Here is a 12,738-nt window from a genome sequence, read left to right on the forward strand (position 1 = left end):
GGCCGGCGGGGCGGTGCCGCTCGATGTCCAGGCCCAGGGGCTCGACGCCGACGGCGCACGCGGTCCAGTCCCGGCTCTGGCTGACACTGACCGTCAGTCCGGCGGGGCGGCCGCGGCATTCGACCCGCAGGCCACAGGTAGCGGACGGCGGCGGGCCGGCTGCGGTAGCGCTCGGCGTGCCGCAGTTCCTCGGGCCGGCTGGCGGTCTCCGGAGGGGGTTCGGCGGGCACGGTCCTGACGGTGAGCCGCACCGGCGGGTGGTGGCCGGTGGGACAGTCCTGCGGCGCCGTCGTCACGAGGCGGCGCGCACGCCGGCCACCGTCGGCCGGTCGGCCGCGGCCGGGAGGGCCCAGCGCTCCCGGATCGCGGCGACGCTGCGTTCGGCGGCCCGGCCGTCGCCGTAGCAGAGCAGTCCGGGCTTGCGCATCGCCTCGTAGGCGGCGCGGTCGGCGAGCAGGCCGAGCACCTCGGCGACGATCCGCCGCCGGTCGGTGCCGATCAGCTTGGCGCAGCCGGCCGCCACGCCCTCCACCCGCTCGGTGCGGTCGCGCAGGACCAGGACCGGGCTGCCCAGCGAGGGGGCCTCCTCCTGGACGCCGCCGCTGTCGGTGAGCACGAGCGTGGCGCGGTGCAGCAGCCCGACGAAGTCGGTGTACGGCAGCGGTCCGCACAGCAGGACCCCGGGGTGGCCGCCGAGCGCGCGCTCGAAGACCTCGCGGACCTGCGGGTTGGGGTGGAGCGGGACAACGAAGCGCAGGTCGGGCCGGGCGGCGCAGAGTTCGGCGACGGCCCGCGCGACCTCCTCCGTCGGCCGCCCCCAGGACTCCCGGCGGTGCATGGTCAGCAGGACCACCGGGCCGCTGTGGGCGACGAGTTCGGACAGCCGCGGGTCGTGGAAGTCGACCGGGCGGCGGAGGATGGTGTGCAGCGCGTCGATCACGGTGTTCCCGGTGACCACGATGTCGGCCGGCTTGATGCCCTCGCCGAGCAGGTTGGCGGCGGCCTCCCGGGTCGGGGCCAGGTGCAGCGCCGCGACCTGGGCGATCATGCGGCGGTTGATCTCCTCGGGGAACGGCTCCTGCGGGTCCCCGGTGCGCAGCCCGGCCTCCAGGTGGACCACCGGGATCCGCGCGTAGGTGGCGGCCAGGGCGGCCGAGAACGCGGTCGTGGTGTCTCCCTGGACGACGACGAGGTCCAGTTCTTCGCGCCGCAGCGGCTCCTGGAGGGCGTCGACCAGGTCGGCCGCCATCGGGCCGAGCGGCCGGCCGGGTCTGAGCACCTTGAGCCGGTAGCGCGGACACAGCCCGAACGCCTCGTTGATCTCCTCGACCATCTCCTGGTGCTGGCCGGTCGAGACGAGCACCGGACGGAATCCGTCGGCGGCCGCGAGCGCGAGCGCGAGCGGCGCTATCTTGATGGCTTCCGGGCGAGTTCCGTAGACAATACCCACACGAAGGGTCATTGAGTTCCCTTCCCCCCAGTTTGTGAGCGAATCGTTTGCGCGCCGAATCGGACAGGGCCGTATTGCGGACCGACCGAGCGGAATGCGCCGCAAAGATCGCCACCACTGCGGAGAGAGGGCGGCAGCCACACCGACGAGGTACACGGGCCGCGAGTCCGGGCCCCTGCTACGGGGCGGCGCGGCGGGGCCACCCGAGGGCCCGCGCCACTTGACTGTCCGGCGACACATCAGCTTTGCACGCGTCAGTTGCCCAGGTCAACGGCTGATCGTCAGGTTCATGCTCGACTTCTGCGAACCCTTGACGCCCATGATCGCTGTGCTAGCGTGCGAGCTGCGGTTGCCGACCTGATAGTTGGGCAACCCGGACATTCAACCGCCAGTCCGGCAAAGGGCATCCGTGGATACGGACCAGCCGGGACTGCGCGACAAGCACATATGTGAACATCTGTGGGGGTAGATGTGAATGAGGCGCTCAAAGTCGCCGCGCGCACCGAGGATGTAATTCTTCCATTCGGCCGCCCTATTTACGACGAGCGTGAGACCGACGCGGTCGTTTCGGCATTGCGCTCCGGAGATCTGGCCACCGGCCGGATCGTCCAACAATTCGAGGACGACTTTTGCGCCGGCTTCGGCTTCGGTCACGCGCTGGCCGTCACCTCCGGCAGCACCGCCAATCTGCTGGCCCTCGCCGCGATGGTGGAGCTGGGACGCGCCCGACCCGGTGACCGGGTGGTCGTCTGCGGCGCGACCTTCGTCAGCGCCGTGTCGCCCGTCTCCCAACTGGGCCTGGTGCCCGTCTTCGTGGACATCGCCGAGGGCGATGTCAACATCGACCTCGACCTGGTCGAGGAGGCCGTCACCGCCCACGGCGCCGTCGGCGCACTGCTCCCCCACACGCTGGGGCAGCCGCTGCCGATGGACCGGCTCGCCCGGATCAAGGAGCGGCACGGCATCTTCCTGATCGAGGACTGCTGCGAGTCGCTCGGCGCGACCTCCGGCGGCGTCCCGATCGGCACCGTCGGCGACGCGGCCACCTTCAGCTTCTACGCCGGCCACCATCTGACGATGGGTGAGGGCGGCGTCGTCGCCTGCTCCTCGGACGAGGTCGCGCAGATGCTGCGCAGCCTGCGCGCGTTCGGCCGCGACCCCGGCTACCGGCTCGGCCGCTTCGGCTACCCCGTCGGCGACCGCCCGGTGGCCGCCGAGGAGCGGTACGTCCACCTGCGGCTCGGCTACAACGCCAAGATCACCGATTTCCAGGCGGCCTTCGGCCGGGTCCAGCTGACCCGCGCCGCCGAACTCGCCGACCAGCGCCGGGAGACCGCGGCCGCGCTGGAGGAGGTGCTGACCGCCTTCGGCTGGCAGGTCCTGGGCACCCCCGCCGCCGCCGAGGCGGTGCCCTTCGGCATCGCCGTCCTGCTGCCCGAGGGGCTGCGCAACGTCGACGTGGTGCAGCCGCTGATCGAGCACGGCATCGACCCGCGCGGCTTCCTCGGCTCCTCGCAGGCCGACCAGCCCTGCTTCGACGCCGTCCCCACGGTCGTCCACGAGCCCTACCAGCGGGCGCGCGAACTGGCCCACCGCGGACTGCTGTTGGGCTGTCCCCCGGCCACCGACCACGTCGCGGCCGCGGCCGCGCTGCGCAGAGCTCTGGAGTCGCTGTCGTGAAGATCCTCCTCGTGGCGGAGAAGTACCCGCCGATCGTCGGCGGCGGCGAGACCCACCTGCACCAGCTGGCCGAGGGCCTCGCCGCCCGGGGCCACGAGGTCACCGTGGTCACCGAGACCGTGCCGCCGGGCCCCGAGCGCGACGCCTACCGCACCGGCGCCGTCCGGGTGGTGGAGGTGGACGGCCTCATCGACGCCTGCCAGCGGCTGGACGGCAAGCAGGCCGTCGCGAGCCTGTACCGCGAGTTCACGGCGAGCGACGCCGACGTCGTGCACGTCTTCAACTACGTGCCCGCGCTGCTGACCACCTGGCTGCGGAGTGCCGTCAAGGGCCGGCTGGTGGTCTCCCTGTTCGAGACCCACATGCCCGGTATCCGGGTGTTCGACCTGTGGGGCGACTACGACCTGGAGCGGACGCTCCAGCGGAGCCTGGTCGACAACCTGCGGGCGGACCTCATGGTCGCCGGATCGCAGGCCTACCGCCGCTGGGCCCTGGACGCCGGCTTCGAGGACCGGGACATCCACGTCGTGGAGTTCGGCACCGACCTCGGCCGCTTCACCGAGGACGCGGAGGGCCGCGCCGCCTGGCGCGCCCGGCACGGGGTCGCCGACGGGGACACCGTCTTCCTGGTACCCGCCCGCCCGGTCCCCCGCAAGTGCATCGAGGACGCCGTCGCCGCCCTGGCCGTGGTCGCGAAGTCCCACCCGGGCGCCCGGCTGGTGCTCACCGCCCCCACCGCGCGCTCCAACGACGCGTACGTGGACGGCCTGCGGGACCAGGCCGAACGGCTCGGGGTCGCGGACCGGATCATCTGGGAGTACGGCCTCGCCTGGCAGGACATGCCCGGCCTCTTCGCCGCCGCCGACGCCGTCGTCCTGCCCTCCTCGCACGAGGGCTTCGGCATCGCCCTGGTCGAGGGCATGGCCGCCCGGCGGCCGGTGATCACCTCCGACGTCGAGGGCCACGACGAGGTCATCGACAGGACGTCGCGGCGCTCGCCGGGCGGATGACCACCGTCATCGAACAGGACATGCGGCAGCTCGTCGACGAGGCCCGGGCCGAGGCCCGGCGCCGGTTCTCCTCGGAGGCCGTCGTGGCGGGACACGAGCGCGCCTACGAGGCCGCGCTCGCACTGCCCCCGCGCACCGAGGGCACCCCCTCCGACCGAGTGAGTGAAATCCAGGCATGAGCGTCAACCACCTCGCCGCCACCGCGGCCCCCCTCGCACCGCCGAACCGGTTCACCGACCTGGCCGCGGCGCTGACGGACTGGCTGCGCCGCGGCGGCACCCGGGCGGAGAACGGCGCGTACTGCGGCTGGCGCACCGCCGAGGGCGAACTCTCCTACCACTACCCCGAGATCACCGGCTACATCCTCACCTTCTTCGCGTACAGCGCCGCCGACGAGGCCGACCTCGGCCGGGCCCGCTCGGCCGCGGACTGGCTGATCGACCGCTTCGACCGGGGCGACCTGTCCGGCCGCCCCGACCGCGGCGACGGCACCGTCTTCCCGTTCGACCTCGGCATGATCACCCACGGCCTGCTGACCTTCGGCGCCCGGACCGGGGACGAGCGGATCCTGGCGGCCGGGCGCCGCGCGGCACGACTGCTGCTCGACACCCGGACCGACGGCGTCCTGCCCACGCTGCTCACCCCCGAGGGCGCCCCCGCGCCGCGGCCCGCCTGGTCGACCACCGGCCGGGCCCACCTGCTCAAGGTGCTCCAGGCGCTGCTCAGCGCCGCCGAGCACGGGGTCGAGGGCGCCGCCGAGGCCGCCGAGCAGCTGGTACGGGAGGCCGACGCGACCGGGGCCCGGCCCGGCTCGGCGCCGCTGGCCACCTGCCCGGAGAGCGACCTGGTCAGCCTGCACGCCTCCTGCTACGCGGCCGAGGGGCTGTGGATGTGGGGCACCGCCCGCGGCGACGCGGCGGCCCTGGAGCGCGCCCGGACGATCACCGCCTGGGTGTGGGAGCAGCAGCTCGCCGACGGCGGCTTCACCACCTACGCCCACCTGACCGGCGGCCCGGCCGGCGACCACCGGCAGAGCGACGTGCTCGCCCAGGCCGTCCGGCTCGCGGTGCTGCTCGACCTCGACCCGCCCCGGCTCGCCGACGCGGCCCAGGCCCTGGTCGAGAGCACCGAACGGCACGAGGACGGTGCGTCCACGCTGTACTGGCCGGCCGCGCCGGAACGCCACCGCAACTGCTGGAGTTCGCTGTTCGCCCTCCAGGCCCTGCGCCTGCACGGCGACCGCGGTGCCTCCCTCGACTGGCGGGAGCTGGTCTGACGGCCATGGACGACCACCGCACGCTCCCCGCACCGTCCTCGCTGCTGTCCACCCGGATGCCGTTCGAACCGCTCGACTACAGCCACGCGGCGGGCTCCTGGATCCACCTGGCCGACGGCCGCCGGCTGCTCGACGCCTCCAGCGGACTCGTCTGCGTCAACATCGGGCACGCCCACCCGCACGTCCTGGCCGCGATGGAACGCCAGGCGCGGATCGCGACCTTCGCCTCCGCCGGCGCGCTGCGCCCGGCGGTCCAGGAGGAGCTGGCCGCCCGCCTCACCGAGGCGGTCGGGCGCCCCTCCGACGCGGTGAGCCTCACCAGCTCCGGTACCTCCGCGGTCGAACTCGCCGTCTCCCTCGCCCGACTGGTCCAACGCGGCCGGGGCGAGGAGGGGCGGCACCGGGTGCTGACCGCACGGCTCGGCTACCACGGCAACAGCACCCTCGCCCTCGGGCTCTCCGGGCACCGGCGGCGCCGGCCGCACCCGGACGACGCGCTCGGGCTGGCGCCCGCGTTCGACCCGCCGTACCCGGGGCACCACCGGGCCTGCCCGTTCGACACCTGCCGGGCGGAGTGCGTCGAGGAGGTGGTGAAGGCCCTCCACGAGGCGGGTCCGGAGACGGTCGCCGCCGTCCTGATCGAGCCGGTCAACGGCACCACCGGCGGCGCCTTCACCCCGCCGCCGGGTTATCTGGCCGCCCTCCGCGAGGCCTGCCACCGGGCCGGCGTGCTGGTGGTCCACGACGAGGTGCTGACCGGCCTCGGCCGCACCGGACTGCCGCTCGGCGCCGACCACTGCCCGGGCGGCGAGGCCGACCTGCTGGTGCTCTCCAAGGGCCTGTCGGCCGGCTACCACCCGGTGGCGGCCGTCCTGGTCGCCCCCGAGCACGCCGAGGTCCTGCGCGGCGGCGGACGCCCGCTGCCGCTGATGGGCACCATGTCCGCGACGCCCCTGGCCGCGGCCACCGGTCTGGCCGTGCTCGACGTCCTCCGGGAGATCGGCGCGCTCGCACCCGGCCGGGTGCGCGGGGCGGAGGTCGGCGAAGCCGTCCGGGCCGCCACCGAGGGCCTGGCGGCCGTGCGGCGGATCCGCGGCGTGGGCTACTTCCACGCCGTCGAACTCCGCCCCGGCACCCAGGCGGCGGCGCTGCGCGAGGCGCGCGAGGCCGGACTCCTCCTGTACCCCTTCAATGGATTCGAGGCCGACGGGGGCGGAGAGGGCCTGATCGTGGCCCCGCCGCTCACCGTGACCTCGGACGAGATCGACTTCCTGACCGGGGCCCTGCGCGGCGCGCTCGCGCGGACCGCCCCGGACCGGAATCCCTGATGTGAAAGGCAACATGCTGATGGCAGGTCCCACAGCAGCACCCGCGGCGGCACCCGCGGCGGTGGCACTCGCGGCCGACTGGTCCGGCCGCCGGGTCATGGTCACCGGCGCGGACGGCTTCATCGGCTCGCACCTCACCGAGGCGCTGGTCGCCCGCGGCGCCGAGGTCACCGCCGTGGTCCGCCGGGTGTCGCACACCCAGGTCACCAACGGCTTCCGCAACCTCCCCGGGGCGGCGGCCCGCCGGCTCGCCGGGGTGCTGCACCTCGACCTGGCCGGCGCGTCCGCCGTCCAGGTGCTGAGCCGGGTCGAGTCGGACGTCTGGTTCCACCTGGCCGCGGACGCGTACGTCCCGGCCTCGCTGCACCAGCCGGCCGCCGTCGTGCAGACCAATGTGACCTCCACCCTGAACGTGCTGGAGGCGGCGATGATCCGCCGGCCCGAGCACGTCCTGGTGACGAGTTCGAGCGAGGTCTACGGCACCCAGCCCGAGGCGATCACCGAGCGGCACCCGCTCGAACCCGCCACCCCGTACGCCGCCTCCAAGGTCGCCTGCGACCGGCTGGCCTGGTCGTACCACAACGCGCTGAAGGTCCCGCTGACGATCGTGCGGCCCTTCAACTGCTACGGCCCCCGGCACGTGTACGACGCGGTGCCGCTGTTCCTGGCGAAGGCGCTGCGCGGCGAGCCGATCACCGTCAACGGCACCGGCGAGCAGACCCGCGACCTCACCTATGTGGCGGACACCGTCGAGGGCTTCCTCGCGCTGGCCCAGCTGCCGCCCACCGGCGAGGTCTACAACATCGGCACCGGCACCGACCACCGTGTCGTCGACGTGGCCCGCGCCGTCCTGGAGCTCACCGGCTCGCGCAGCGAGCTGCTCTTCGGCCCCGAGCGCGCCGGCGAGGTGCACAAGCTCCAGGCCGACCCGGCCAAGCTCACCGCCGCCACCGGCTGGCGCCCCGGCCACGACCTCACCGCCGGTCTCGCCGCCAACCTCGACTGGATGCGCACCCACCTGGAGCAGCTGTGGTCGACGCGGTCCTGATCGACGCCGGGGGCGTCCTGTTCAACAACATCTCCGAGGAGACGGACTTCCTCGACCGCCTCGCCCGCCGCTACGGCGCCGACCCCGCGCTGCTGCCCGCCGCGCTGGACGAGCGCGACGCGGCCTACGAGGTGGGCCGGGCCCACGTCCACGACGTGCTGCGGGACGCGCTGGTCGCCGCGGGCGCGCCCGCGGACCTGGCCGTCGAACCGGACTGGCTCGACGCCCAGTACCTGGACTGCCTGGTGGCGCACGCCCCGGCCTTCACCATGCTCGCGGAGCTCCGCGAGCACCGGCCGGACCTGCTGCTCGTCCTCGCCAACAACGAGGCCGCCCACTGGGACCGGGTGAAGGACGGACGCCACGGCCACCTGGGGCTGGTCGACGTGATCGCCTCCTCGTGGCAGGTCGGCCGGGTCAAGCCGTCCGCGGAGTTCTTCGCCGCCGTCTCCCGGTCCTGCGGGCACCCGCTCGACCGCTCCCTGCTCATCGACGACAACCCGGAGGTGCTGGCCGCCGCCGAACGGCTCGGTCTGCACGTCCTGCACGCCGCGTCACCCGCGGCGCTCCCGGGCCAGGTGGCCCGCCGGCTCTCCTACGAGTCCGCCGCCGCCCGTCCCGCCGCCCTCTGATCCAAGGACCACACCTCATGACCCAGCTCGCCCCGGAAGACATCGCGGCCGCCCGGGCGCTGCCCCTGCTCCCCGAGCAGCGTCGCTTCCTCACCCGCAACCTGCCGGAGGAGCACCACTGGAACCAGGTGGCGCTGCTCAAGGCTCCGGCCGAACTGACCGCCGACCACGTCCGGTCCGCGTTCCTCTCGGTGATCAACTCCCACGACGGCCTGCGGCTCTGCCTGTTCGGCAAGGAGCGCGGTCCGCTGGGCGTCCAGGCCCGGCCGCTCGACACCATGCCGATGGAGAGCGTCGACCTGCGCGGGCTCGCCCCGGCCGAGGCCGAGGCGGCGCTCACCCGCGAGTGCACCCGGATCCAGGGCTCGATGCGGATGCACCAGTCCCCGCTGGTCCGGCTCGCGTACTTCACGCTGGACGGCGGCGAGCGGCGGATCCTGCTGGTGATCCACCACTTCGTCTGCGACGGCCTGTCGTTCGGCATCGTCCTCTCCGACCTGGAGCGGGCCTGCCGCGCGGTGCTCGCGGGCCGCGCCCCGTCCTTCGCGCCGGCCGGGACCACCGCCGCGGACTACGCGATCTGGCTCACCAAGCTGCTCGGCCGCCCGGAGCTGCGCGAGCAGATCCCGCTCTGGGAGCGGATCGGCCGCGCCACCGACCCGGTGCCGCTGGACCGGCCCGAGGCCAACACCATGGCGACCACCGACACCGTGGTGGCCGGCCTCGGCCACCAGGACACCGCCCGGCTGATGGACGAGGTGCTGCCCGCCCGCGGCCTGGGCATGGTGGACGTCTTCCTCACCGCCGCCGTCCCCACCCTCCAGGGCGCGAACGGCACCCGCGGCCTGCGCACCAACCTGATCGGCCACGGCCGTCGCGGACTGCCGGAGCAGCCGAACATCGCCCGCACGGTCAGCTGGCTGTCCACCCGCTACCCGCTGACCGTCGAGGTCGACACCGCCGGCGACTTCGACGCCCAGCTGGAGTCCGTCGGCAAGCAGACCTCCGAGGTCCCCATGGACGGCGCGGGCTACGGCCTGCTCCGCTACCTCGGCGACCCGGAGACCGCCGCCCGGCTGGGCGCCTCCGGCGAGCCGGACATCACCGTCAACTACCTCGGGAAGCAGGGCGGCGGCGCCTCCACCGCCACCAAGCTGCTGACCCGGGCCCCCGAGTCCCCCGGGCCGGACGAGACCGAGTCGGGCGAGCGCGAGCACGTGCACGGCATCGACGTCCTGGTCAGCGGCGGCGAGCTCAAGGTGGTCTGGTACTACAGCACCAACCAGTTCGACCGCGGCACCGTCGAGGGCTACGCCGCGGAGCTGCTCGACCGGGTGCGGGGCGGGCTGCTGCGATGACCGGCCGGCCGCACCCCGGGCCCGGCCGCACGGACGCGGAACTCGCCGCCGTCCAGGCCGAGGCGCTCTACGTGATGGACGACGAGGGCGTGCTGACCGCGGTCAACGACGTGGGCCGCCCCGCCCCGGCCCGGTGCTTCCTCTCCCGCACCCGTGCCTCGGTGCGGGTCTGGACCAGCGCCGAGCTGCCCGCCGCGACCGCCGCCGCGATCCGCGCCTGGGCCGCGGCCCAGCCCCCGGTGGAGGACCTCACCGAGGTCGCCGAGGTGCCGGCCGAGGTGGCCCGGCTGGTCGCCGGGCACCGGCCGGTCACCGACACCTTCGTCGGCCCCGCCTTCGCGGTGCTCGACCCGCTCGCCTCCCCCGAACTCCCGGGGCTGCGGTTCGAGGTGTGCGGTCCCGACCGGGCCGAGGTGTTCCGGGCCGACTTCCCCGAGGTCACCGCGACCCTGGCGGAGCGCCAGCCCACCGTGGCGGCCTTCGACGGGGACCGCCCGGTCGGGGTGTGCTGCTCCGCCCGGGTCGGCCGGTGGGCCTGCGAGGCCGGCACCGAGACCCTGCCCGAGTACCGGGGCCGCGGCATCGCCTCCGCCCTGGTGGCCCGCTGGGCCGAGCAGGTGGAGGCCACCGGCAGGACCGCCCTCTACAGCACCGAGTGGGACAACCACTCGTCGCTCGCCGTGGCGCGGCGCCTCGGCCTGCCCCTGTATGCCGTCAACATCAACCTGTACTGACCGTGGTGCGGCCCGCTCCCCCGGAGCGGGCCGCACCGGGAAGGCAAGAAGCGACGTGTCGCAACTGACGACCGGCCACCTCCTGCGCCGGGCCAAGGACCTCGCCGACGGCAGCGGCGACCGGGAGTTCCGGCAGGTGGTGCGGCAGATCGCGGCCACGGCGGACGCCCGGGAGCTGCTCAGCCTGGCCCGGATCGTCGACTCGCGGACCACGCCGCCGCCGGCCGACCGGCGGATCCGGGTGGCGCTGGCCGGGAGCTTCACCACCGACCTGCTCGGCCGGATCCTGCGGATGGCCCTGCTGCGCTGCGGCGTGGACGCCCAGGTGGACGTCCACGGCATCGGCCAGTACGGCAGCCTGCTGGCCGACCCGTCCAGCGAACTCCATCTCAGCGCGCCGGACTTCGTGGTCCTGGCGGTGCACCACGACGAGCTCGGCCTGCCGGCCGACTCGGCCGATCCCGACCGCGAGGTGGCGGCCGAGGTGGCACGCTGGCGCGCCCTGTGGGACCGCGCCGCCGGCCCCCGCGGGGCCCGGGTGGTGCACTGGCTGTTCGCGCTGCCCGACGACCTCGCGCTCAGCTCCTTCTCCGCCCAGCAGCCCGGCTCCCGGTACCGGATGGCCCGGCAGGTCAACGCCGCGCTCGCCGACGCCGCGAACCCGGACGTGCTGGTGGTGGACTGCGAACGGCTCGCGTCCTCGGTCGGCGCCGCGTCCTGGTTCGACCGGCGCACCTGGCGGCTGGCCAAGCAGCCGATGGCCACCGAGGTACTGCCCCTGCTCGCGACCGAGACCGCGGGACTGATCGCCGCCGACCTCGGCCTGTCCAAGAAGTGCCTGGTACTGGACCTGGACAACACGGTCTGGGGCGGGACGATCGGCGAGGACGGCCTGGACGGGCTGGTCCTCGGCGGCGACGCCGGCGAGGGCCACCTCGACCTCCAGCGGCTCGCACTGCGGCTGCGGGACAGCGGCATCGTGCTCGCGGTCTGCTCCAAGAACAACCCGGAGGACGCCCGGCTGCCGTTCCGGGAGCACCCGGACATGCTGCTGACCCTCGACGACATCAGCGTGTTCAGCGCGGGCTGGGAGCCCAAGGCCGTCCAGCTGCGCCGGATCGCCGAGGAGCTCGGCATCGGCGTGGACGCGCTCGTCCTGGTCGACGACGACCCGGTGGAGCGGGCCCAGGTCCGCGAACTGCTGCCCGAGGTCGACGTGGTGGACCTGCCCGCGAGCAGCGGGGACTATGCGCACACCCTGCGCCGGTACCCGCTGCTGTGGCAGGTCAGGAGCACCGAGGCGGACGCCGGGCGGGCCGACTCCTACCGGGCCAGGGCGGCGGCCGGCCGGCTCCTCGAGGAGAGCCCCGGCCTGGACGACTTCTACCGCAGCCTGGCGATGACCGGCGCGTTCCTGCCGGTCGACGACATCTCCCGGCCGCGCGCGGTCCAGCTGCTGATGAAGACCAACCAGTTCAACGTCACCACCCGCCGCCACACCGCGGCCGAGCTGGACCGGCTGCTCGCCGAGCCCGGGGCCGTCCACTTCACCGCCCGGCTGACGGACCGCTTCACCGCGCACGGCCTGGTGGGCCTGCTGCTCGCCCGGCGGACCGGCGAGGTGCTCGCGATCGACACCTGGCTGCTCAGCTGCCGGGTGATCGGCCGCACGGTGGAGGACTCCATGTTCCACACGCTGGCCGAGCGCGCGGCGGCCACCGGGGCGCGGGCGATCGAGGGCAGCTACCTGCCGACCGCCAAGAACGTCCCGGTGGCCGAGCTCTACCGGCGGCTCGGCTTCGACCTGGTCCGTTCCGACCCGGACGGCGCCACCCACTGGCGCTACGACCTCTCCGGCGCGGGCCGGCCGGCCCGCAACCCGTTCATCACCGAAGGACAGTGAATGCCGCTCACCACCACCGAGCTCGTCGGGATCATCGCCGCCGAGATCGAGGACATCCGGTTCGGGGAGATCCCGGCCGCCGACATCGCGCCGGACACCCTGCTGTGGTCCGTCTCGGAGGAGGCACTCAGCCTCGGCCTGGAGTCGGTCGAGCTGTTCGAGCTCGTCTACCGGGTGGAGGCCCGCAGCGGGCTGCGCTTCCCGGAGGACTTCGAACTCGTCTCGATCACCAGCGTCGGCGACCTCGCCGAGCGGCTGACCGCCGGCTGACCGGCACCGGACGCGGAACGGGCGGTGGCCCCCACGGATCCCGTGGGGG

At 74.1% G+C, this 12,738-nt stretch carries 12 protein-coding genes; 11 read left to right on the forward strand and 1 reads right to left on the reverse strand.

What is annotated here, in order from left to right:
* Positions 1–292: 292 nt before the first annotated feature.
* On the reverse strand, positions 293–1,462 hold the full coding sequence (gene wecB, locus VR45_RS27595; RefSeq protein ID WP_045942557.1) for a UDP-N-acetylglucosamine 2-epimerase (non-hydrolyzing): 1,170 nt from the start codon (positions 1,460–1,462) through the stop codon (positions 293–295).
* Positions 1,463–1,921: 459 nt separating this feature from the next.
* Between wecB and VR45_RS27600 the strand changes: the two genes are divergently transcribed.
* From VR45_RS27600 to VR45_RS27650, 11 genes are read left to right on the forward strand one after another with little or no spacing between them, the layout of a single operon-like run.
* Entirely contained in the window at positions 1,922–3,130 is a 1,209-nt protein-coding gene (locus VR45_RS27600) for a DegT/DnrJ/EryC1/StrS family aminotransferase (RefSeq protein WP_286163497.1), read from the forward strand.
* Positions 3,127–4,140, forward strand: coding sequence for a glycosyltransferase family 4 protein (locus tag VR45_RS27605; protein WP_045942558.1), 1,014 nt, complete (start codon positions 3,127–3,129; stop codon positions 4,138–4,140). Before VR45_RS27600 ends, VR45_RS27605 begins: the two co-directional genes overlap by 4 nt.
* Positions 4,137–4,319 carry a hypothetical protein gene (locus tag VR45_RS27610; protein WP_045942559.1) on the forward strand — a complete coding sequence of 61 codons (183 nt, stop codon included), beginning with the start codon at positions 4,137–4,139 and terminating at the stop codon, positions 4,317–4,319. Before VR45_RS27605 ends, VR45_RS27610 begins: the two co-directional genes overlap by 4 nt.
* On the forward strand, positions 4,316–5,416 hold the full coding sequence (locus VR45_RS27615) for a hypothetical protein (RefSeq protein ID WP_045942560.1): 1,101 nt from the start codon (positions 4,316–4,318) through the stop codon (positions 5,414–5,416). Before VR45_RS27610 ends, VR45_RS27615 begins: the two co-directional genes overlap by 4 nt.
* 5 nt (positions 5,417–5,421) lie before the next feature.
* Positions 5,422–6,744, forward strand: a complete 1,323-nt coding sequence (locus tag VR45_RS27620; RefSeq protein WP_045942561.1) for an aspartate aminotransferase family protein — start codon at positions 5,422–5,424, stop codon at positions 6,742–6,744.
* A gap of 19 nt (positions 6,745–6,763) precedes the next feature.
* Positions 6,764–7,792, forward strand: a complete 1,029-nt coding sequence (locus VR45_RS27625) for an NAD-dependent epimerase/dehydratase family protein (RefSeq protein ID WP_045942566.1) — start codon at positions 6,764–6,766, stop codon at positions 7,790–7,792.
* Positions 7,774–8,424, forward strand: coding sequence for an HAD family hydrolase (locus VR45_RS27630; RefSeq protein WP_045942562.1), 651 nt, complete (start codon positions 7,774–7,776; stop codon positions 8,422–8,424). Before VR45_RS27625 ends, VR45_RS27630 begins: the two co-directional genes overlap by 19 nt.
* Positions 8,425–8,441: 17 nt before the next feature.
* Entirely contained in the window at positions 8,442–9,782 is a 1,341-nt protein-coding gene (locus tag VR45_RS27635) for a condensation domain-containing protein (RefSeq protein ID WP_045942563.1), read from the forward strand.
* The gene (locus VR45_RS42730) at positions 9,779–10,516 is read left to right on the forward strand and encodes a GNAT family N-acetyltransferase (RefSeq protein WP_052709417.1); all 738 of its coding nucleotides are present in this window, start codon (positions 9,779–9,781) and stop codon (positions 10,514–10,516) included. Before VR45_RS27635 ends, VR45_RS42730 begins: the two co-directional genes overlap by 4 nt.
* Positions 10,517–10,571: 55 nt before the next feature.
* Complete coding sequence (locus VR45_RS27645; RefSeq protein ID WP_052709418.1) at positions 10,572–12,419, forward strand: HAD-IIIC family phosphatase; 1,848 nt, start codon at positions 10,572–10,574, stop codon at positions 12,417–12,419.
* Positions 12,420–12,689, forward strand: a complete 270-nt coding sequence (locus tag VR45_RS27650; protein WP_045942564.1) for a hypothetical protein — start codon at positions 12,420–12,422, stop codon at positions 12,687–12,689. It begins immediately after the preceding gene.
* The last annotated feature ends 49 nt before the right edge of the window (positions 12,690–12,738 follow it).

It is taken from the genome of Streptomyces sp. NRRL S-495 (genome assembly GCF_000966955.1).
Classification (GTDB): domain Bacteria; phylum Actinomycetota; class Actinomycetes; order Streptomycetales; family Streptomycetaceae; genus Kitasatospora; species Kitasatospora purpeofusca.